Origin of the sequence: Hymenobacter wooponensis, assembly GCF_004745865.1 — a bacterium.
In the GTDB taxonomy this organism is placed as follows: Bacteria; Bacteroidota; Bacteroidia; order Cytophagales; family Hymenobacteraceae; genus Hymenobacter; species Hymenobacter wooponensis.
In genome coordinates this window covers 612,698-635,615 of the sequence record NZ_SRKZ01000003.1, presented here as the reverse complement: position 1 = coordinate 635,615, position 22,918 = coordinate 612,698, and the positions used below count along the sequence as shown (strand labels likewise).

General features: G+C 57.5%; 13 protein-coding genes. 9 read left to right on the top strand and 4 right to left on the bottom strand.

From position 1 onward, the window contains the following. Positions 1–26 precede the first annotated feature (26 nt). The 4 genes from EU557_RS12950 to EU557_RS12935 all read left to right on the top strand — a co-directional run bounded on the left by EU557_RS12950 (position 27) and on the right by EU557_RS12935 (position 8,947). The gene (locus EU557_RS12950) at positions 27–3,506 is read left to right on the top strand and encodes a DUF4450 domain-containing protein (protein WP_210116037.1); all 3,480 of its coding nucleotides are present in this window, start codon (positions 27–29) and stop codon (positions 3,504–3,506) included. Between the two features lie 89 nt (positions 3,507–3,595). Continuing rightward, positions 3,596–5,740: a hypothetical protein gene (locus tag EU557_RS12945; protein ID WP_135530859.1), complete on the top strand. Its 2,145-nt coding sequence runs from the start codon at positions 3,596–3,598 to the stop codon at positions 5,738–5,740. Positions 5,741–5,812: 72 nt separating this feature from the next. After that, entirely contained in the window at positions 5,813–7,474 is a 1,662-nt protein-coding gene (locus tag EU557_RS12940; RefSeq protein WP_135530858.1) for a glycoside hydrolase family 28 protein, read from the top strand. Positions 7,475–7,747: 273 nt separating this feature from the next. Then, positions 7,748–8,947 (top strand): glycoside hydrolase family 88/105 protein, encoded by a 1,200-nt coding sequence (locus tag EU557_RS12935; RefSeq protein WP_342588243.1) that lies wholly within the window; start codon positions 7,748–7,750, stop codon positions 8,945–8,947. Positions 8,948–8,999: 52 nt separating this feature from the next. Here EU557_RS12935 and EU557_RS12930 read toward each other — a convergent pair whose 3' ends face one another. Beyond that, positions 9,000–9,410 carry a DoxX family protein gene (locus tag EU557_RS12930; protein ID WP_135530857.1) on the bottom strand — a complete coding sequence of 137 codons (411 nt, stop codon included), beginning with the start codon at positions 9,408–9,410 and terminating at the stop codon, positions 9,000–9,002. Between the two features lie 78 nt (positions 9,411–9,488). Between EU557_RS12930 and EU557_RS26100 the strand changes: the two genes are divergently transcribed. Both EU557_RS26100 and EU557_RS26045 read left to right on the top strand, forming a co-directional pair. Then, positions 9,489–9,749 (top strand): winged helix-turn-helix transcriptional regulator, encoded by a 261-nt coding sequence (locus EU557_RS26100; protein ID WP_425351939.1) that lies wholly within the window; start codon positions 9,489–9,491, stop codon positions 9,747–9,749. Beyond that, complete coding sequence (locus EU557_RS26045) at positions 9,691–9,846, top strand: winged helix-turn-helix transcriptional regulator (protein ID WP_342588241.1); 156 nt, start codon at positions 9,691–9,693, stop codon at positions 9,844–9,846. Before EU557_RS26100 ends, EU557_RS26045 begins: the two co-directional genes overlap by 59 nt. Before the next feature lie 46 nt (positions 9,847–9,892). Here the strand turns inward: EU557_RS26045 and EU557_RS12920 are convergent, their stop codons facing one another. Then, a complete protein-coding gene (locus EU557_RS12920) occupies positions 9,893–12,772 on the bottom strand; it encodes a glycoside hydrolase family 2 protein (protein ID WP_210116036.1) in 2,880 nt (959 codons plus the stop codon). A 418-nt stretch (positions 12,773–13,190) separates the two neighbouring features. On the opposite strand from EU557_RS12920, the gene gyrB reads away from it, so the two are divergent. The 3 genes from gyrB to ppk1 are packed head-to-tail and all read left to right on the top strand — an operon-like array spanning position 13,191 to position 17,948. Further along, positions 13,191–15,179 (top strand): DNA topoisomerase (ATP-hydrolyzing) subunit B, encoded by a 1,989-nt coding sequence (gene gyrB / locus EU557_RS12915; RefSeq protein WP_135530856.1) that lies wholly within the window; start codon positions 13,191–13,193, stop codon positions 15,177–15,179. 53 nt (positions 15,180–15,232) lie between these two features. Then, positions 15,233–15,613, top strand: coding sequence for a RidA family protein (locus tag EU557_RS12910; protein ID WP_135530855.1), 381 nt, complete (start codon positions 15,233–15,235; stop codon positions 15,611–15,613). Positions 15,614–15,665: 52 nt separating this feature from the next. Continuing rightward, positions 15,666–17,948, top strand: coding sequence for a polyphosphate kinase 1 (gene ppk1 / locus EU557_RS12905; protein ID WP_135530854.1), 2,283 nt, complete (start codon positions 15,666–15,668; stop codon positions 17,946–17,948). A 76-nt stretch (positions 17,949–18,024) separates the two neighbouring features. On the opposite strand, the gene EU557_RS12900 is transcribed toward ppk1, so the two are convergent. Further along, positions 18,025–19,020 (bottom strand): Ppx/GppA phosphatase family protein, encoded by a 996-nt coding sequence (locus EU557_RS12900; RefSeq protein WP_210116035.1) that lies wholly within the window; start codon positions 19,018–19,020, stop codon positions 18,025–18,027. 136 nt (positions 19,021–19,156) lie between these two features. Continuing rightward, complete coding sequence (locus EU557_RS12895; protein ID WP_135530853.1) at positions 19,157–22,882, bottom strand: ShlB/FhaC/HecB family protein; 3,726 nt, start codon at positions 22,880–22,882, stop codon at positions 19,157–19,159. Positions 22,883–22,918: the final 36 nt, after the last annotated feature.

Here is a 22,918-nt window from a genome sequence, read left to right as displayed (position 1 = left end):
AGGCCGGTCTTTTTACCTAGGAGTGAATGAGCGTAAGCGCTGGACCTATATCGCAATCGAAACACAGCTGGAGGAGTGGCCTAGCGGCCCTGCTGATGCTGTGGTCAGCGGATGCCGTCGTGGCGCAATCTGCACCCGAAGCGCCGCTCTGGCACCACCAGGCCCGTACCCTGCGCTACCGCCCCGATGGCACCGACTTCGTCATTCAGAACGGCGACAAGCGCTTTACCCGCGCCCTCTACGGCACCAACACCGCTTTCCGGGTTGAAGCCGGCGACCTACCGGAGTTTGCCTTGTACCTGCCCGGCATGGGCGGCAACCTCAAATTTGGACTGTTGGGGACCGATGGGCAGAGCAAATGGCTGATAAAAGCCGCTAGCATTGAAGCGCGCTACCGCCCCGGTGCCATGCTCTACACCATCCAAGACCCTCTGCTGGGCGGTGGCACGCTCCACTTAGAGGTGCAGGCCATGGCCGACGCGGAAGGCATGCTGGTGAAGGCCCGGTTTGAGAAGGTGCCCCCCAACCAAGTGCGCCTGCTCTGGGCGTATGGCGGCGCTACCGGCAAGAAGTTCAGCCGCGACGGTGATATTGGTGCCGACCCCGAGTCCAGCTTCTACCTCAAGCCTGAGTATTGCCAGAACAACACCTTTGCACTGAAGGGTAAGTCTTTCACGCTAGACTATACGGCCGCAACGAAGCCTGCAAAACCCGCCGCCAATGCTGCTCCAGCTGAGTCGAAAACCCTGCTAGGCCTCGTGCCGATGACGTCCGAATTGCACGTCGCCGATGCGGAGCAGCAGGACTCGCCGCAGCAACTGTGGGCTTCTAAAGGCTCGGCTAGGCCAGTGGCGGTCGGCATAGTGCCCGCGAAGGCAGGGGAGACGCTATACTTCGCCGTGCAGAAGCCCGCTGCTACTGGCCTAGCGCTGCGCTACACCGATTTGTCACGGGCATTTGCCCAAGCCGAAGCCGTGCGCCAAGTGCTGGCTAACCGAATCCAGGTAAAAACGCCCGACCCTTACATCAACACCCTGGGTGGGGCGCTGGGCATTGCCGCCGATGCCATTTGGGAAGATCCCACCTACCTGCACGGCTCCGTGGCCTGGCGCATGCGCCTCAACGGCTGGCGCGGCCCCTACGCCGCCGACCCGCTGGGCTGGCACGACCGGGCGCAGAAGCACTTCCGGGCCTACGCGCAGTCGCAACTGCAGACCCCGCCGGCTGGCCCAGTGGTGATGGATACCGCCCTGCACCTGGCTCGTAGCCAAGAGAAGCTGGGGACCAGCGTGTACAGTGAGGGCTACATCAGCCGCAACCCCGGCGGCGACTTCCGGCCCCACCACTACGACATGAACCTCGTCTACATCGACGAGCTGCTGCGCCACTTCCTCTGGACCGGCGACCTGGCCTTTGCCAGAGAAATGTGGCCCGTGCTGACGCGCCATCTGGCTTGGGAGAAGCGCAACTTTGACTCTGATAATGATGGTCTCTACGACGCCTACGCCGCCATCTGGGCCTCCGATGCCTTGCAGTATAGCGGGGGCGCCGTCACCCATTCCTCCGCCTATAACTACCTAGCCAACCAGCTGGCTGCTATCCTGGCCCAGCGCCTCGGCGAAAACCCCGCGCCCTACCAGCAGGAAGCCGCCAAGATCAAGCAGGCCCTAAACAGCCGGCTGTGGCTGCCCCGCCAGGGCTGGTACGCCGAGTATCAGGATGCCCTCGGCCTCAAGCAGCTGCACCCCGCCGCCGGCATCTGGACCATCTACCACGCCCTCGACTCTCAGGTGCCTGACAACTTCCAAGCCTACCAGGCCCTGCGCTACATCGACACCGAGATTCCGCATATTCCGGTGCGGGCCACTGGCCTACCGGATGAAGGCTACTACCTGATTTCAACCACCAACTGGCAGCCCTACGACTGGTCCATCAATAACGTGGCCATGGCCGAAGTGCTGCACACCACGCTGGCCAACTGGCAGGCGGGTCGTCCCGAAGAAGCCTTCAAGCTCTGGAAAAGCGCCCTACTGGAAAGCATGTACCTAGGCTCCAGCCCCGGCAACTTTCAGCAGGTGTCCTTCTATGATGCTCACCGCGGCGAGCTGTACCGCGACTTCGCCGACCCCATTGGTATGGCGTCCCGTTCCCTGGTTGAAGGCCTGTTTGGCATTGTGCCCGACGCGCTGGCCGGCACGCTCACCATCCGGCCCGGCCTGCCCGCCGCCTGGAATGAAGCATCGCTTTCTATCCCGGATGTTGCTTTTGCCTTCCAGCGGCAAGGGCGGCAGGAAACCTACCGCATCACCCCCCATTTCCCGAAGTCGCTGAAACTTCAATTACAGGTGCAGGCGCGCAGTACAACCGTGCAGTCGGTGACGGTTAACGGACGGTCTACCATTTGGAAAAACATGGATGACGCCGTAGGCCACCCGGTCCTGGAAATCAGTGCAGACCCTGCCAATTCCTATGAAGTCGTCATCAACTGGCAAGGTGACACTCCGGACGTAGCCACACTGGAGCCATCATACGCTCCGGGGGAGGCTTTAACCGTCCGGTTTCCCCACGCCACCATCCAAAAAGTATTCGACCCCCAAGAAGCCCTGCGCGACACTATGCCCAATGGAGCTTCCCTCACGGCGCGGGTAGGAGAGGGGGCCGGCAGCAAAACCGCCTTCGTGCAGCTCCGGCAGGGAGAGGTATCCTGGTGGGAGCCGCTGACTTTCACAGTGAAAACGCCTCCGGCAGTTACTACGGTAGCCTCAGCCACAGGGCCGCGGAAGTACGAGACAGTGCAGCTCACGCCTTACTTCAACGCGCAGGTAACCGGCATTTTTCAGCAACAATACCTGTCGCCTAGGCCAGTGGGGCCCACCTTGCAGCTACCTACTCAAGGCATTGGTAACTGGTGTTACCCGCTCACAGAAGCTGTTATTGATGACAGTGGCCTACGGCAGGCGGCCGGCAGTAAAAACCAGATTCAGCTGCCCGAGGGCGTACCTCTGAGTACGCCCGGCGCGGCAGGTGCCAAGAACGTGCTGTTCGTGTCGAAGTGGGACAACTACCCTGACCAGGCCACAGTAGCGCTCAAGGGACGGGCCCGCCACGCCTACCTGCTACTGGCTGGTTCCACTAACCCCATGCAAAGCCAGCTCACCAACGGCAACGTAGTAGTGCGCTACACCGATGGCACTTCGGAAACTCTGGCCCTTCGCAACCCGCAAAACTGGTGGCCCATTGAGCAGGATTACCTGGAAGATGGCTTTGCCTTCACCACCGGCGCGCCGCGCCCCTACCGCCTCCACCTCAAAACCGGCCTGCTCACCCGCGAAGCGGCGCCGGCTTACACCAGCATCAAGGGCTTCAGCACCCGCGCCATTGAAGGCGGGGCGGCTACCGTGCTGGATTTGCCTCTCAACCCAAAAAAGAAACTCAAAAGCATGGACGTCGAAGCGGTGGCGAACGACGTCGTTATTGGGCTTATGAGCGTGACACTGGTGCGCTAGTAGCGCTACCGTTGTTCGTCTAGGCCACTATTTGAACTCTAGCCGCTGGCATCTGCACCTTTCCATCAGAGCCAGCTAATTTCTTTCCCATGCTCTCTTCCCGCGTTCTTTCTTCCTTTCTGCTGCTCTCGGGCATAGTGCCCGCGGTGGCTCAAACTGCGCCCATCAACCGCCAGGCGGTGGTAGAGCGGCATAAAGTAGTGAATACAACCACCGATTCTCTGGCGTCGCTGACGGTGGGGAACGGGGCCTTTGCTTTTACCACCGACGTAACTGGCCTACAGTCGTTTCCGGAGTATTACCAGAAGGGCGTACCGCTGGGTACGCAGTCGGAGTGGGGGTGGCACAGCTTCCCCAATAAAGAGGGCTACAAGGTAGAGGAGTCGCAGCGGGAGTACCTGCTCAATGGCCGCAAAGTGCCCTACACGGTGCAGGTAAAGACGCCGGAGCGCGCCAAAGTGGCCCAGGATTTTCTGCGCGCCAATCCCCACCGCCTCCAGTTGGGCAACCTGGGCTTTGTGCTGCTCAAGAAGGACGGCTCGAAAGCCACGATCAAAGATCTGCGCGACATTCGGCAGGAGCTCAACCCCTGGACCGGCGAAATAAGCAGCCACTTCACCCTGGAAGGCGTGCCTGTGGATGTACTCACCGTAGGCCACCAGCAACAGGATGAAGTAGCCGTGCAGGTGAAATCCCCCTTGGTGCGCCAGCAGCGCATTCAAGTAGCGCTCCGCTTCCCATACCCCACGGCCCAGTGGGATGATGTAGGCGTAAACTACGAGGCCGCTAACGACGCCAAGCACACCTCTTCAATCACCGAGCAGAAGGGGAAAGCCGCCGTCATCACTCACCAGCTAGACAGCGACAAGTACCTAGTAGCTCTAGGCTGGGATGGTGACGCCAAGCTGGCGGCGGGCCGCAAGCACGAATTTGTCCTAACCCCGGACAAGAAAAAGGATTCATTCGAATTGAGTTGCCGGTTTTCTGCCCGACCCGAGGGTGCCGTACCTTCATTTGCCTCCTCCCGCGAAAACAGCCAGAAAGCCTGGAAAGCCTATTGGACCAGCGGCGGAGCTGTGGATTTTGGTACTACCACCGACCCCAGAGCCAAGGAGTTAGAGCGTCGCGTGGTGTTGTCGCAGTACCTGATTAAGGCCCAGACTACCGGCAACTTCCCACCCCAGGAAACCGGCCTGACCTACAACAGCTGGTTTGGCAAGCCCCACCTGGAAATGCACTGGTGGCACTCCATGCACCACGCGCTTTGGGGCCGAGTTGATTTAATGGAAAAAAGCCTCGACTGGTACCTGCGCCCCGAAATCGTGGCCGGGGCCAAGGCTATTGCCCAGCGCCAGGGCTACGAGGGCATCCGGTGGCAGAAGATGACCGACAACCAAGGTAAGGAAGCCCCTTCCTCAGTCGGAGCCTTCCTGATCTGGCAGCAGCCCCACTTTATCTACATGGCCGACCTGGTGTACCGCGACCGGAAAAACGCCGCCACCCAGAAGAAGTACCAAGACTTAGTGTTTGCCACCGCCGACTTCATGGCTTCTTACCCCTTTTATGAGAAGGACAAGAACCGTTACATCCTCGGCAAAGGCCTGATACCAGCCCAAGAGCGCTTCAAGGCCGAAGAAACCTTCAACCCCACCTATGAGCTGGTGTACTGGAACTGGGCTCTCAACGTAGCCCAGGAGTGGCGCAAACGGGCTGGCCTGGCCCGCAACCCCAAGTGGGATGAGGTCTTGAAGAAACTCTCCAAGCTGCCCCAGGCCAATGGCGTGTACCTGGCCACCGAAAGTGCCCCCGACTCCTACACCAACCCCGAGTTCAAAACTGACCATCCCTCGGTACTAGGCGCCCTAGGCATGATGCCTGTCACTGGCCAGCAGGACATGGCCACCATGCGCCGCACCTTCGATCTAGTCTGGACCGATTGGACCTGGGACAAAACCTGGGGCTGGGACTTCCCCATGACTTCCATGACCGCCACCCGCCTGGGCCTGCCAGAGAAAGCCGTCGATGCCCTCCTGATGAAAGTGCACACCAATACCTACCTACCCAACGGCCACAACTTCCAAGACGACCGCCTGCGCCTCTACCTGCCCGGCAACGGTGGCCTACTAGCCGCAGTAGCCCTCATGTGCGCCGGCTATGAGGGTGGCAAAGACGCCAACCCCGGCATCCCCAAAAGCTGGAACGTGAAGTGGGAAGGCCTGCAGAAAATGCCCTAGGCCACTACCCGTCGCCCAGCTAGCTCCTACCTCCTCGTGCAGCTTTCTTCTTATCCCGCCTTCTGTTGACCCATGATAAAGACTCTTTGCTCCTTAGGCCTGCTCGCGCTACCCGCAATGGCTTCAGCCCAAACCGCATTTAAGCCCAACCTGCCCGCAGTAAAAACCACCTCCTTCAATGCTGATACTACCTCCATTGCCAAACTAGGGGCGCAAGCCGATGGTGTAACAATGAACACCTCCTTTATTCAGCAAGCCATTGATGCCTGCTCTCAGAAGGGCGGCGGGGTAGTGCTGATTCCGCGCGGGCACTGGCGCACCGGGCCGCTGGAAATGCGCTCCAACGTGAACTTGCACGTGGCCACGGGTGCCCTGGTGCAGTTCAGTAACCAGCGCTCCGACTTCAAGCTGATCAAAACCAACTGGGAAGGCCTGGATGCCGTGCGCAACCAACCCCTGATTTACGGCAAAAACCTGGAGAACGTGGCCATCACCGGCCGCGGCATTCTCGACGGAGCCGGGGAGGCCTGGCACATGGTGCAGAAGGGCCGCAGCCTGGAAGGCGAGTGGAAGCAACTCGTAGCGTCCGGCGGAGCCCTGAACGAGAAGCAGGACCGTTGGTATCCCACGGCTCAGTCGCTGAAGGGCACCACAGTAAAGGAGGCTGGCGTGCTGACCGAGGAAAAGCAGAACATTCAGGACTTTGAAGATATCAAGGACTACTTGCGCCCCGATTTCCTGGTGCTGGATGGCTGCAAGCGCCTGCTACTAGAGGGCGTCACGTTCCAAAACTCCCCGGCTTGGACAGTGCACCCGATGATGAGTCAGGATATCATCATCCGCAATGTGAACGTGCTTAACGGCCCCTACACGCCTAACACCGACGCGCTGGATCTGGAGTCCTGCAAAAACGGCGTGGTGGAAGGCTGCACCTTCAGCGCCGGTGATGATGCTATTTGTATAAAGTCGGGGCGTAATGAGCAGGGGCGCAAACGTGCCATGCCTACGGAGAACTTCATTATCCGCAACTGCACGGTGTACCGGGGCCACGGCGGCTTCGTGATTGGCTCGGAAATGTCGGGCGGGGCGCGCAACATCTACGCCTCCAACCTCACCTTTATCGGCACCGATATTGGCATTCGGTTTAAAACAACCCGCGGGCGGGGAGGGGTAGTGGAAGACATCTTCCTGGAAAACATCGACATGAAGGACATTCGCGGCGAGGCCATCCTCTTCGACATGTACTACATGATCAAGGACCCTACGCCCCAGGTGGCCGGCTCCAAAGAGCGGCCCGTGTCGCCAGCCAAGCCGGTGGATGAAACCACCCCACAGTTTCGCAAAATTCAGATGCGCAACGTGACCTGCAACGGTGCCCGCACCGCCATGATGGTGCGCGGCCTACCGGAAATGGCTATCAAGGATATCAGCCTGGAAAATGCCACGCTGCAAAGCGACAAAGGCCTGGTGTGTATTGAAGCTGACAACATCCGCCTGAAAAACGTGACCCTGCTACCCACCAGCACCGACCCCGTGATGGAAGTTCACAACAGTCAGAACATCACCCTCGACGGCATCCGCTACCCTGCGCAAGCCGCCGTGCTGCTGCGCGTATCCGGCGCCGAAAAAGCCAAAGACGTGCGCCTCCTGAACACCGACATATCCAAAGCCAAACAAGCCCTGGAGCTAGGCCAGAACGTCAAGAAAAAAGCCGTTACAGTTTCAAAGCGGTAAGCTTAAACTCCTGCCGTCATGTCGAGCTTGCCGAGGCATCTCGCGTGCTGACGATGCTATGCTATCTGTCATGCTGAGCTTGTCGAAGCATCTCTACCGCTGGCTAATCAACAGGCCTAGGCCACTGCAACGAAGCAGTAGAGATGCTTCGACAAGCTCAGCATGACGGGCTGTAGGATTCGTTCTAGGCCACTTTAACCACCCTAACCCCTCTCTGCTTAATGCGCAGAATCATCTGAGGAGGGGAGCTTTGTTCTACTGAAAAACGCTACCATGCTTCTTCGTTTCCGCTTTCTTCTTTGCAGCCTCTTGCTAGTGGCCTACCAGGTTTCGGCGCAACCCAAATCCAATGCGGGTAAGCCGCTTTCACAGCAGATGACTGACTCATTTATGAAGTGGTTTCCAGATTCGTTGGGGCTGGAGCAGAACAAGGCGGCGCGCTGGGGCTATGAGCAGGGGCTGATGCTGAAAGCTGTGGAGCGGGTATGGCAGCGCACCGGCGAGAGGAAGTACTTCGACTACATCGTGCGCACCATCAATTATTCCCTGCCTCCGGATGGCAGCAGTATTGCCCGCTTTAAGCTTGAAGACTACAACCTCGACAACATCAATACGGGCCGCGTGCTGCTTACCTTAAGCCAGCAGCCGGGCCTGGAGCAGCAGCGCTACCACACGGCGGCGCAATTGCTGCATAAGCAGCTGGAAGGCCAGCCTACCACTAAGGAAGGCGGCTATTGGCACAAGAAGCGCTACACCCACCAAATGTGGCTCGATGGCCTGTACATGGCGGAGCCCTTTGCCGCCGAATACAGCAAACTGTTCAACAAGCCCACCGGCTTCGACCATGTGGCCCTGCAGTTTGCACAGGTAGAAAAGCACCTCGTGGATGCCAAGACTGGCCTACTGTACCACGGCTACGATGAAAGCCGGGAACAGCAGTGGGCCAATAAAACCACGGGCCAGTCGCCGAACTTCTGGGGGCGCGGCATGGGCTGGTACGCCATGGCCCTGGTAGATGTGCTGGATTATTTCCCTAAAAACCACCCGCAGCGCCAGAACTTAATCAAGTACTTGCAGCGGCTGGCGCCGGTGCTAGCCAAGTACCAGGATCCCAAAACCGGGGGCTGGTGGCAGGTGTCGGATCAGGCGGGCCGGGCTGGCAACTACATTGAAACCTCGGCTTCCTGCATGTTTGTGTACGCCCTCCAGAAAGGCGTGCGCCTTGGCTACCTCGATAAAAAGTATGTCGCCGTGGCCCGGAGAGGGTACCAGGGCATTGTGAAGCAGTTTGTGCAGCCAGAACCCGACGGCACGCTGGCCCTTAACGGCACCGTGAGCGTGGGTGGCCTGGGCGGCACGCCCTACCGCGACGGCAGCTACGAGTACTACCTATCGGAACCCCTCAAGAAGAATGATTTTAAGGGCGTTGGGCCTTTCATTATGGCCAGTGTAGAGATGGAAATGGCGAAGTAAAAGTTAGCCAATGGGGCACTAGGCCTATTCCTAGCGACATTGCTCTGTGCTGTTAGCCGCAAGAGGGTAGTGGAGCTTTCGTACGACGGCCCCAAAAAACCAGAAGAGCAAGAGCCAGCATAATGAAGTTGAAAGGAGTGTTGCTGGCCTCCCCGCGCGATAGGTGAAAGGCAATGGCGCCTAGCTGCAGCAGGGCCAGCCCAGCAGCAGCAGCTACCGTAAGGTAAGGCCTGATGTGCGTAAGTGCTGGCAGCACAATGCCAATACCACCCACTAAATCCAGCATGCCCGTGCCGCGCAACAAGGTTGGGTATTCTCCGGCCCACGGCCACATGCCGGCCACAGTGGCAATGGGCGTACCCAGCTTGAATAGGCCGGTACCGATGTACAGGAGAGCCAGCACCGACTGGGTAATCCACAGCGCAACGCGTAGGAGCTTCGATTTCTTAGGTTGGTTGTTCATACGGCTTACTTGGTTAGGCTAACAAAGCTCCTACCTTTCCTCTTTCAAAAAGTAAGCAGTTACCTTAAAGTAAGTGGTATGATTCTGACCGAAGGAACTACGAAGCGCGTTGCCTGCATCGAGCAGATGATGCCCATTCGGGACGCCCTGGAAGTAATCAGCGGCAAGTGGAAGATGTTGATTTTGACTTCCATCATGCATGGCAACCGCCGTTTCACGGAAATACAGGCGAGCATTCCCAAAATCAACCCAAAAGGTGCTAGCCAAAGAACTCAAAGACATGGAGCAGCACCAGCTGGTCAAGCGCACTGTGCACGACGAATACCCCGTGTTGATTGAATATACTGCTACAGAGTACTCGAAGACGCTGAAGCAAGTAATGCTGGAATTACACGCCTGGGGTGTCAATCACCGCAAACAAATCCTGGGGAAATAACCCCGGATGCAAACTCACCGGTGGCAACTCATGCAACGTTCGGCCGCTAAAACAGCTCGTCTTTGGCGGGCGCAGTGTAGGGCTGGGGTGTGCTGGTAGTTTTTGGGAGACCGAAGTAGAAATACAGCGTGCGTTTAGTGGTGCCCTGCACGTGGTTCAGTTCGCCGCTGGGGCCCAAGTTCTCGGTGTTGGCGTCGATGTTCAAGGCCAGCTTTGTGCCCAGGGGTGGAATAGCGTCAAGGAAAGACAGATTACCTAGGGGAAGTGCTGGGTGAGGTTTCACGCCGGAAAGTCCGTAGAAATCGAACAGGCGCACATACAGGCCGGCGTCGGGAGTGGCTACTAAAAACTTGCCTTCCACGGTGTTCATTTCCAACCAAGCAATGTCAGCGAAGTAACCCTTGAACTCGGGGTAAATCCAGGGGGCGGCGCCGGTTTGGGTGTTATTATAGGCGTTTTCCCACACGTTTAGGCCCACGCCTTGCAGCCGGTTTTTCCAGGCCCGGTAAGGCCCTTTCCCCAGCCATTTAGCTCCGATTACGTAGTTCTCGGGGTAAGTGAAGCTGATGCCGGTGAAGGGATAATCGCCTTGCAGGGTGTAGGCGTAGTCTAGGCGCAGCCAGCCGCTGCCGTTCATCGTCCAGCGTACGGTGTTCAGGGCGCCACTGTAGCGGGCCTCTACTATTTCCTGCTGGCCTTCGCGGCGGTGGGAGAGGCCTAGGAAACTTGCGGTACCACTTACCAGCACGGGCCCGTTGGCAAAAGACAGCTTGTCGCCGTTGTTGCCCTTTACTTGGGTGATGTGGCCGTTAGTTTTATTGAACGTCACGGCAATGCTGCTGGCCGTCAGGGTAAGGGTAGAGTCGGTTTCGGTAGTTTCTACGGGCTGTTGGTCCGTCATGTCCACTATGCCATCCAGCAGCGGGGCCGGGCCGCTCGTTTTCCAGGTCCATTTGTACACCAGCTGCTTCTGCGGGTCGTAGGCTGAGAGCACCAGGGCATCGTAGCTACGCCAGTTTTTGGGTAGGTCCAGCTTGAGCTTGCCGGTAGCTGATGGCGCTACTGTGGGGCTTTTTACGCGACTTTTCTGCTGGGTGATGGCGCCCGCAAACCCGTCGGTGGGTTTGCGGAAGTTGACCAGCTCCCACTGAAAAAAGCACTGGCCTAGGTTCGTGAAATGGTAGCGGTTCTCTACTTCCACTGTGCCAGTAAACTTGGCGGGCAGCTCTTGTAGCGAAATTTTGATGGGCGAGAAAATCTCCCGGATAGCGTAAAAGCTGCCTTCCTTCTCGCGGTGCGGACCCACTACGCCATCGGGGGCATTCACGCCGTTTACGTCAATGATATTACGCTGATCGGTGCGGACCACGCCTTCATCCACCAGCGCCCAAAGGAAGCCGCCGCCCGAGCGCTTTGACTTCCAGTGCAGCTCCCAGAAATCGGAGAGGCCTACGGCACCCCCGCCATCGTCCTGGCAGTGCAGGAACTCGGTGGGCATGTAGATCAGTGAGTCTGCGAGGATTTTCTGAGTGCTGTAGTAGTTTTCGTAGTGGTTGCAGTCGATGCCGTTGTGCTGGTTGCCGGGGCGGTGGTGGGCATGAATGACGGGTCGGTTGGAGAGGTCGTACTGGGCGAAATCATCGTCGAGCTCTTTGTTGGTACCGCCCTCATTGCCGTTGCTCCAGAAGATGATGCTAGGGTGGTTGACGTCCTTTTCTACCATCTCCCGCACAAGCGGGGAGCCTGCTTTAGTGCTATATGCTTTCTGCCAGCCCGCCAATTCATCGAGCACGTAGAGGCCTAGCGAGTCGCAGAGCTCCAGAAACTTGGCGTCGGGCGGGTAGTGCGACATGCGCACGGCGTTCATGTTCATTTCCTTCAGCAGCTTCACGTCCAGCAGCTGAATGGAGTCGTTGAGGGTGCGGCCGGTTTCGGGCCACCAGCTGTGCCGGTTGCTGCCCTTCATCTTGACCTTGGTGCCATTGACATAAATCCCGTCGCCCCGCCGGATTTCAATGGTGCGGAACCCAAACTTCTCCTGCGTCTGATACAGGATCTGTTCTCCGGCCCGCAAGCTCACCCTGGCGCGGTACATATTCGGTGTTTCTGAGGTCCAGTGCAGGGGCTTGTTTAGTGTGGTCCGCACCTGAACCAGTGTGTCGTTGGAGCCTGCGGTGCCACGGGTGGTGCCTACCACTTTGCCGGCTGCGTCCAGAATATCAGCCTGCACCTGGGTAGGCTGTTGCAGGCCCCGCACGAACACATTCATGGAAAACGAACCGTTGGCCTTCGCATCGATGGCGAGGTGCTTGATAAACTGCTTTGGGTAGGCCTCCAGATACACCGGCCGAAAAATGCCGCCAAAGACCCAGTAGTCGGCCAGCCGCTCGGCGTTGTTCACCGACTTATCGGCCGACATTTTGCTGACCGTAGCTTCCAGTAAGTTGCTTTCGCCAAGCTTTAATTTGTCGGTAATATCATATTTGAAACGGTAGAAGGCTCCCTGGTGAGTTGGGCCGGCTGCTTGCCCGTTAACCTTGACGTCCGTGTCCGTCATGGAGCCCTCGAACACCAGAAAAACTTGCTTGTCTTTCCAGCTGGCTGGCACCTGAAAGGCATGCTTATAACGGCCCTGCTCGTCGGCGAAGCGGAAGTTCTTGCCGTAGGTTTTGTAGTCGCGCCCGTAGTTGTAGGCGCCAAAACCTTGCTGCTCCCAGCAGGAGGGCACCGCAATCTTGGTCCAGTAGCCGCTCTTACGTCCGCCGGTGCAATAGAAGTCCCACTGTACCGTCGGCTTGTTGTCGCGGCCCGAGAGGTAATATACCTGCTTCTGGGTGGCTGGTTGGGCCACTATGGGCATTGCCCAGAGCAACTGGCCTAGAAGGCAGCTGAGAAACGCAAACGAGCGGAGTAGACAGTAGGGCATGGGCACAAGGAGGCTGGCAGTATAAAAACTGGAACCAGCCGTTAACCTAGCTACTCTTTTTCAGGTGGCTCCCCTGTAGTTTCCTGCTCAGCCCAGGGCGCAAGTGGCCTACGGAAGCATGCACATGTACTGCGGATACAGGAGAGGAGTCCGTAGCCCTTGTCTAAAATGATCATAACAGGGGTGGTAATAGCAGCTGTCGAGCTTGAAAAACAGCCAGATAATTCCTCAGGAGGTCAGCAGAACGTTTAGTAAAATAGCTGTATAGCGCTGCCTGAGAATAGCTGACTTTTAGGGCACTTAGAAGGCGCAACGGTTGTTGAAACAAGAATGCCCGAAACCGGGCAAACGGTGGCAAAAACCGGATATTTTCGGTATCTTTGCCTACTTAGACAGTTAGCGCTGAACCTCCCGCACTATGAGTGAAACGAAAGAGACATTAGCCCCCGCAGAGTACTCCGCCGATAGTATTCAGGTACTGGAAGGATTGGAAGCCGTGCGCAAGCGGCCCTCCATGTACATCGGGGATACCGGCGTGAAAGGCCTGCACCATTTGGTGTGGGAAGTAGTCGACAATTCCATTGACGAGGCCCTGGCCGGTCAGTGTGACCATATTGAAGTAACCATTCATCCTGGCAATGCCATTTCCGTGCAAGACAACGGTCGTGGTATTCCAGTGGGCATTAACCAGAAGTTTGGCAAGTCGGCCCTAGAAATTGCCCTCACCGTGCTGCACGCCGGTGGCAAGTTCGACAAGAACAGCTACAAGACGTCAGGCGGTCTGCACGGCGTAGGTGTTAGCTGCGTGAATGCGTTGAGCACCCACACGCACGTTACCGTTAAGCGCGACGGCCATATCTACGAGCAGGAGTACAACATTGGGGTACCTGAGTACGATGTGCGTCAGATCGGGGATACTACTGAGCGCGGTACCACCGTATGGTTCCAGCCCGATCCTTCCATTTTCGACGAGACCCTTGTTTACTCGTACGAGCGCATTGCTACCCGTCTGCGTGAGTTGGCCTACCTTAACCGGGGTATCCGCATCATCTTGACGGACCTGCGTCCGGTGGAAGATGGGGGCGAGGCTGAGCCCGTTCGCAACGAGTACTACTCGGAAGGTGGCCTAGCCGAATACGTGCAGTACCTCGATAACAGCCGGACTGTGCTAATGGCCACGCCCGTGTACGTATCGACAGAGCGCGGCATTCCGGTAGAAGTAGCCTTCCAGTACAATGACTCATACCAGGAGCACATCTTCTCCTACGTCAATAACATCAACACCCACGAGGGTGGTACGCACGTGGCGGGCTTCCGCTCGGCCATCACGCGGGTCTTGAAAGCCTACGCCGAGAAGTCGGGTGAGGTAGCTAAGGCTAAAGTGGAAATCCAGGGCGACGACTTCCGGGAGGGCCTCACGGCCATCATCTCGGTGAAAGTGGCCGAGCCTAAGTTTGAAGGTCAGACCAAAGGCAAGCTAGGCAACTCCGAGGTAAACGGGGCCGTGAACCAGGTGGTAGGCGAAATCCTGAACCAGTACCTGGAGGAAAACCCTAAGGAAGCCCGCATCATCATTGATAAGGTGATTCTGGCTGCCAAGGCCCGCATTGCGGCCCGCAAAGCCCGCGAGATGGTGCAGCGCAAAACCGTGCTGGGCTCCAACTCCCTGCCTGGCAAGCTAGCCGACTGCTCCGAATCGGACCCCGAAATCTGCGAGCTGTACCTGGTGGAAGGTGACTCAGCCGGTGGTACTGCTAAGCAGGGCCGCAACCGAGCTTTCCAGGCTATTCTCCCGCTTCGTGGTAAGATCCTGAACGTAGAGAAGGCACAGGAGCACCGCATTCTGGAGAACGAAGAAATTCGGAACATGATTACGGCCTTGGGGGTAACCTTTGGGGTAAATGCTGATCCGGAAAGAGGTATCGAAGCCGACGATAAGGCCCTGAATACGGCCAAGCTCCGCTACCACAAGATCATCATCATGACCGACGCCGACATCGACGGCTCGCACATCCGGACGCTGATCCTGACCTTCTTCTTCCGCTACATGCGGGAGCTGGTTGACAACGGCTATATCTACATTGCCCTGCCGCCGCTCTACCTCGTGAAGCGTGGCAAAGAAGAGCGCTACTGCTGGACCGAAGCCGAGCGCCAGCAGGCGCAGGAGGACTTAGGCCGTGGCAAGCCGGAAACGGTAAACGTGCAGCGCTACAAAGGTCTGGGCGAGATGAACGCCGAGCAGCTCTGGAGCACCACCATGCAGCCAGCTACTCGGTCCCTGAAGCAAGTAACGGTAGACTCAGCCGCTGAGGCCGACCACCTGTTCTCCATGCTCATGGGTGATGAAGTTGCCCCCCGACGCGACTTCATCGAGAAAAACGCCAAATACGCGAAACTCGACGTGTAAGCACGAAAAGGCCCGCTGCAAAGCGGGCCTTTTTTATTTCCTTAGGCCTCATCATGCGACAGCTTATTTCTTCCGGCGCTCCTTGGGAACCCATTGTGGGATACTCGCGGGCCGTGCGCGTGGGCAACGTGGTAGAAGTGGCCGGCACCACCGCTCAGGATGGGACTACCATCACGGGCACTGATGCCTATACGCAAGCCAAACGGGTGCTGGAGAAAATAGGCCTGGCACTGCGGGAGGCCGGCGCCGACTACCAGCACGTAGTCCGGACCCGCATTTACCTGATGGACATCACCACGTGGGAAGCCGTCGGGAAAGCTCATGGAGAAGTCTTCGCCTCTATTCGGCCAGCCTCCACCATGCTGGCGGTGAAAGCGTTGATTGATCCGGGGCTGTTGGTGGAGATAGAGGCCACCGCTATTATTCCAGAATAGATTTACTACCGAGGCCATTTGCTCGTATTTTGTCTGGCCTTTCCTTCGCTTTATGAAACTCTTCAAGTCTGCCGACCTCATTCGCAAAAGCAAATACATCAGCCGCGACCTGAGCTGGCTGCGGTTTAACTACCGCGTGCTAGACCAGGCCAAAGATGCCGGCCGGTCGTTATTTGACCGGTTGCGGTTTATGGCGATTACCTCTTCTAACCTCGACGAATTCTTCATGATTCGGGTGGGGTCGTTGTATAATTATCTCGACTACGGTAAGGAGCGTGTGGACTACTCAGGCCTACGTGAGCTGCCCTTTCGCCGGAAGCTGCTGGACTTCGCGCACCGCTTCGTGAACGACCAGTCGATGACGTATTTGAATGAGCTGAAGCCCCTGTTCGAGAAGAACGGCTTCAATGTGCTCAAGATGACGGAGCTCACGGAGCTGGAGTTGAAGAAGGCCGATGGCTACTTCAAAAACACCATCTTCCCGCTGCTCACGCCCATGGTCTACGACTCGTACCACGGCTTCCCGCTGATGATGAACTCCATGCTCATCTTTGGAGTGGTAACCCGCTCAGGTGGTGGCGATGCCGAGGCGGAGAAAGGGCAGGAGCGCCTAACCTTCGTGCAGATTCCCCAGAACCTGTCCCGGTTCTTCGAGCTGACGCGTAAAGACAAGGTGATCTTCGTGCCGATTGAGGAAATCGTGCGCGCTAATCTCCCCAAGCTATTCCGTAACGTTGAAATCGTGTCGGCTGACCTGTTCCGGATTACCCGCAACGGTGACTTCACGCTGGAAGAGTCCGACGATATTGACGTTGACTTTATAAAGGAAATTCAGCTAGGCCTCAAAACCCGCAAGAAGGGCCGCGTGGTGCGCCTGGAGGTGGAACCCAATGCCTCGGCGGCTCTAACGGGCGTGCTGAAAGAGCGCTGGAACATTGACAACGGCAACGTTTTCGTCATCAACTCCCTCATTGACCTGAAAGGACTGCTGCAGATTCTGAAGCACCCCAACTTCCGCGGTAAGGGCGCCAAAACACCCGCGCCGGTACTGCCCCTTAGCTTGCCAGAGGGAGCCGATGAAAACATGTTTGAGTACCTCAAGACCCACGATGTACTGCTACACCACCCCTACAACAGCATTGAGCCCGTGGTGGCCCTGCTGGAGAAGGCCGCTGAAGACCCCCACGTGCTGGGAATTAAGCAGACCATCTACCGGCTGGCCGACGACTCCCGCGTAACGGCGGCTCTGCTGAAGGCGGCAGAGAATGGCAAGCACGTGTCGGTGCTGTTTGAGGTGAAGGCGCGGTTTGATGAGGAGCGGAACATTCGGGAAGGTGCCAAGCTCGAAAAGGCGGGTTGCTTCGTGATTTACGGGGTGAGCAAGTACAAGACGCACACCAAAATGCTCATGATCATCCGAAAGGAAGGGGAAAAGGTGACGCGTTACGTGCACATCGGCTCGGGCAACTACAATGAGCAAACCTCCCGCATCTACACCGACCTAAGCCTGCTCACCACCAACGACGTGTATGGTCACGACGTATCCGAGTTCTTTAACGTAATCACGGGCCACTCGCAGCCCGACGACTACGAATACCTGATTACGGCGCCGAAGGATATGCGCCAGCAGCTCATTTCGCTGATTCGGGAGGAAGTGCGCAACGCCAAGAAGGGCCTGCCCAGTGGCATTGTGATGAAGATGAACTCCCTGGAAGACCGGGAGATGATGGATGAATTTTACAAGGCTTCCAAGGCCGGGGTGCCTATTCGCTTCATTGTGCGCGGCATCTGCTGCCTACGACCCGGTAGGCCAGGGCTGAGCGAGAACATTGAGGTGCGCAGCATTGTGGGCGACTTCCTGGAGCACTCCCGCATGTTCTACTTCCACCAGGCCGGCGACCCGAAAGTATACGCTGGCTCCGCCGACTTAATGGTGCGCTCCTTCGACCGCCGCATTGAGGCGCTGTTCCTGATTGTGAACCCCCAGCTGAAGCGGGAGGCCATCAATATCTTGTACTTCAACCTCAAGGACAACCAGAACACTTACCTCATGCGGGAAGATGGTGCCTACATCCGGCGTCAGCCCACCGAGGACGAGCCTGTGTTCAACGTGCACAAGGAGTTCTATCAGCGCAACGTCAACATGGTGGCCGAAGCTGCCCTTTACGACGAATACCTGTGCCATGCGGAGGTGTCGGCAATCCGGGGAGCTGGAGACGGGCAGGAATCGGTGCCAGCCGATGACCGCCCCAATGCCCCTGATCCTGCCGGCTCGGAGCCGGAGCAACCTATACCGGTTGATTTAGGCGGCGAAGAGCTGCACCTAGAGGCCTAGGCCAGTAGGTTCGCATTATACCAGAAGAGTCCTCCTAACTACAAGGAGGACTCTTCTGTTTTCTAGGCCACATGCTTTACTCTATTTCGGTGGGGCGGGTCTGCACGGTGGGATGAGGGAAGCCGGGAGTGTGGTCATCTTGGGGCCGGAACTCCTCGAAGTGGTCTTCAAACAAGGTCTGCAGCATCCCGTCTTTCAACCCGATGTCCGGAACAATCATCTGGCTGATGTTGGCCCACTCCATCGCCGAGAGATAAATCTGGCCGGCGGGTACAATCACGTCGGCGCGGTCGGGGTTGAGTAGGGCCACGTTTACGCGCTCATCCATGGTCATTCTGGTCAGCTGATCCAGAATGGTAGCAATACGTCGGCGAGTAACGGGCTTGTCTACCGAGGGCTGGGCCATGCTGTAGAGCTTGTTGATGTTACCACCCGTGCCAATGGCGCGCGACACGTGGTAGCGGCGCCCGTTTTCCTTCACCCAATCCTCCATGCGCTGCCAGGTTTCGTTCTGGGCATCGGTACTGTCCAGGCCTGACTCAGCTTGCTGCATGCGCCGGATTGAACCTACCTCAAACGACTGTGAAGCCACTTTGCGGCGGTTGTGGTAAATATTGAACTCAGTGCTGCCACCCCCCACGTCAATGTGCAGGTAGTGCTTGTTGTCTTCGAGTAGGTGCTCAATTACGCGGTTGATGTACGCAGCCTCAGCTTGTCCGTCAATCACCTGCACCGTCATGCCCAGCTCCTGCTGAATGCGAGCCGCTACTTCTTTGCCGTTGCGAGCGGTGCGCATGGCAGAGGTAGCGCACACCAGGTAGTGGTTGGGAGCAACATCATGCACTTCCATCAGGAGGCGCAGGGCGTGCAGAAACTTGATAAACTTCTGCTGTTTTTTCTCTGAAATCTCGCCAGTAGCAAATACGTCTTCGCCGAGCCGGAGGGGGTAACGCACGTACTCCACGCGCTTCAGACGGTACCGGTCGCCGTAGTGCAGCACCGCCGAAATCTGGCAGCGCACGGCATTCGACCCAATATCAATGGCAGCTAATTTCAGAAGCGGATATTCCATCGGCAGAAAGGGGTAAAGAGGAAGATGGGCCAAATATAGCCTTTACAAGCAGGTACGGCAGTTTATTAGCGTACGGCTGAAAGTAACACGCCTTACCCCGAGTCAGAGTAAGGCGTGCCAACAAAAAAGCAATCAGTTAATTATCGATCCGGAAGCCCAGCCCAAACTGGATAAGGCCATTTTCCGGCGACTTTTGGTAGGACACTGACAGCGCAAACTGATCAGAAACGGGGGCGATATAAAAACCGGCCCCGTAGCCCTCGTGCCAGCCACCCGGCGAGGAGCCGTTGAGGTACACCCGGCCTCGGTCGTAGAAGCCAAATACGCCGTAAGAGAAGGGCAGGAAGGAGTTATTTACTCGGCCCAGGGCTAAACGCAGCTCAGAGTTGAGGTACAGGCTGGCGTCGCCGGTGAAGCGGTTGCGGTAATAGCCGCGCACTCCCTCACGTAGGCCTATGCTGGTGAACTTGTAGAACGGAATCTCCCGGTCGTTGCCGTAGTTCTTAGCGCCACCGCCCTTCAGCACCAGCGTAACCGGAATACCAAGTCGAGCCGTGCCGTAGTACTCTGCAAAGCCTTGGGTGAGGCCAAAGTTGCCTTTGCCGCGGTTCAGCTGCTGGTAGCTATCGTGCTGTACACGTAGGCGCACGCCCCGGCGGGCAAACATCTGCCGGTCGCGCAGGTCTAGGTCCAGCAACGCATTCAGGCCAATGAGGCGCTGGAAGGTGGTGTTAGGCGTAATGATTTCTGGAATGTTGCCGCCCGTTTCCAGCTGGCCTAAATAGCTATTGCGGCTGTAGTTGGATGTGTAGTGCTCATACGTAGGCCCAATGCGGAACACGCTACGCTGCAGAAACACGCGCTCGGTGAAGGCGCCTAACGTAAAGCCTTTGTAGCGGGCCCGGTAGAAGTTATCGTCGTAAAGGTCCTGGTCTTTGGTGGTGTTATTGCCTAAACCAAAGAAGTTGTAATACGAGAAAAAGTTGCCGTACTCAGCGCGGGCTCCAATGTCCCATTTGCCAAAGGCATAGCGGTAGCGCGAGGCCAGAGAAGTTTGGAAGTTGCCATTGCTTGACCCCCGCACATCGAAGGAGTACAACGTCTTAAAACCTGGCTTCCGGAATCCCTGATGCACTAAGTCAACGCCAGCGCCCACCCCGAAACCATCGTTCCGGTTATAAATGAGGGTAACGCGCGGCTTGTAGCTATCATACTCAAACTGCTCCCGGTCGTAGAGGTTGATGTTGGGCCGAGTAGAAAAGTGGTTGTCCGTTTCGGGTCCCGCTTTCAGGTCCGTGCCCGGCTCGTCGTATACTTTGGTAAGCGCCCGTAGGCCACCCACGCGAGAGTCATCGGCAATCTGGTCTTTGCCTTCGCCCCCAATTATGCGCAGGAGTACGCTTTTGTTTGCTGAGCCCGTGACGGTGAATATATCCTTACCGTCTAGGCCATACAGGCTGACCTCATCCGTTTCCTTGGGCGAGAAGGTACGGTCAAACAGAGGCTCCCCGTTGGGTCCGTCTCCCTCTTTGGCTTTGTCGTACATGCGCACGCGCATCTTGCCATCGGGCAGGCGGTCTACCTGAAACACTTCGGCTTTATTGGAGCCCACCACATCTACGCGCTTTGCGAGCAGCAGGTAGTATTCATCCAGGGCTTTGGGAAGCTCCTGAATGCGAGATTTTAGCTTGCGGTTCAGATCGTTGCCCGAGAGGGGCATCATCTCCGGTGGGAGCTGGGCAGTAGCCTCATCAATGGCCGCGGGCGTAATTTGGGTTTGCAGGTAACGCGCGATTTCCTGCCACTGCTCTCGGTTCAGCGACTGCAGCAGGAAGCGGTCGAGGTGACGGGCGGGCCAGTTCAGGCTTTTCATGTCATGAAACTCCGCCTGAAAATCCTCGATGCTTGGTACGGCCCATTCTCGGTTGGCCAAGTACGTAAGCTTGCCGTTCCAAAGCGTGAAAGCTTGGTCCCGGTCGCGCGGAATGGGTTTAAACGTAGTTTTCTTCCCGTCCTTATAGCCGGCCCATTTCCAGTTATCCTCGTGCTTGCCAAAGTCGGCCACCAGCATGTCAAACGCCCGCGCCCGGCCTAGGGCCACGGCATCAATTCGGTTGTCGTTGTCTTTGTAGAGTTGGCGGAAGAAGCTGAAAGAGCGACGCACGTCATCGGCACCCCCAAAACCCGGCAGGTTGGGCTTGGGGTCAACGGGGCGGTCTTCCAGGGTGCCCAGCAGGCCGGCATACTCCTCGCGGTAGGGGCCTAGCTGGTTGTTATCGGGCAGTACAAACAGACGAGGCCGGGCATGCAGAATGTCGGTTTTATCGAGCATGGAGCTGATAACCAACGCCGAGTAGGGGTGAGCGGTGGGCGTAATATCGCGCAGCACATCGGCCGCAAACGAGTTGCGCAGCTCGGGCGGCAAGATGCGCGTCACATCCTTGTCCACTGACCTGAATACATACTCCGACGAGTCGGCCGCAATCAGCTTGAGAGACGTGGTCTGGCGTCCGCCACCGCGCCCGAAGGGGCGTAGGCCACCTTTCTCGGTGTTCAGGTCGAGGGTACGCACTTGCACTGGCTGAGTCCAGGAGGTGCGGTATAAGTTGCCGAGCCAAAACCGCGAGGAGCCTGTACCCCGGTACTGAGGGCCCGGCGCCAGGGTTTGCGTAGCCTGAAAAGGAGCATCGGGTTTTACTTCTGCTACTCCCTTAGGAGCAGTAGGGCATTCTGGGATAAAGCTATTAACCGGAATGTTGGGCAGACGCGGCTCTTGGCAAGCCGATTGAAACAGCGTGGCCGCGTAGGCCTCTGTCGCGGTGGAATCACTGCCATCGAAGGTGTAAAACACCGTTTTTACGGTACCATCACCATAGTAATCAAGCCGAGTAAAGCCTTCTTTTGACTCATTGAACTGCGAGGCTCGGTTGGTGCCCACGTGTTGCTTCTCCACAAAGGAGCCCGATACTACGTGGTAGTTCTCGTCTTTGCGGGTGAGCTGCAGGCTGAAGTCGTGGGCGGCGGCGTACACGGCGCCGGGGTTCTCGCGCAGGGTGTTCAGCATTTCCTTCTGAAACTCCTGGTAGGCGGGGTTAGCCAAGTCGCGCGGGGTGCCTACATTTTGGCGGTAGGCGGCATAAATGCTGCCCCCCACCGGTGGCAGTAAGTGGCGGCTCAGGGGCATGTGCCCGCCGTATACGCCGTTGCTAAGCACCGGCTGGTGGCCTACGAGCAGCACGTTGCGGCCCTTGGTGTCATCGAGTACATCCTGCAACTGCTCCCGGAATTCCTCCTTCGTCATCGTCTTGCAGTCCGTATTGGGCGCTTCGGGGCGGTTGTAGGGGTGCGTCCACCAGGGGGAGTTGATGGCTACGAGGCGCACATTTGGCGCTACGTCTACCACCTCGGGGCCGGGGCAGCCGCCAGTAGGCACAAAGGCATTCTGGCCGGGAAGCTTGTCCTCAATGTACTTCTCTAGCCGCCGGACGCGCTTCAGACCTTCTGGCCCTGAGTTGGCCCAGTCTTTATCGCCGGGCACAAAATATAGCTTCCCGTTGGGCAAGCCCTGCACGAGAGCGATAAGCGCATCAGCCCTAGCCGTCTGGCTGCTTTGCGTTGAATCTTTCTTGCTGCCCAGGCCTTCATTCCCCACGATGTCGCCGAGGTGAACCACCGTGAAGGTACCCTGCTGCTGCTCTAAGGTGCGGCGCAGTGCCTGTAAATGACTAGCTGGCAACTCTGTAGTGGCCGTATTACCCAGCATGAATACGGTATGAGTAGGCGCCGCCGATTGCGAAAATGCCGAAAAAGTGGCTGCCAAACCAAGGCTGGTCAGGAGCACACGAGTATAGCGTAGAGGCATAGAGTGAATGTGTGGAAGCCTGTTCTACGCAGAATC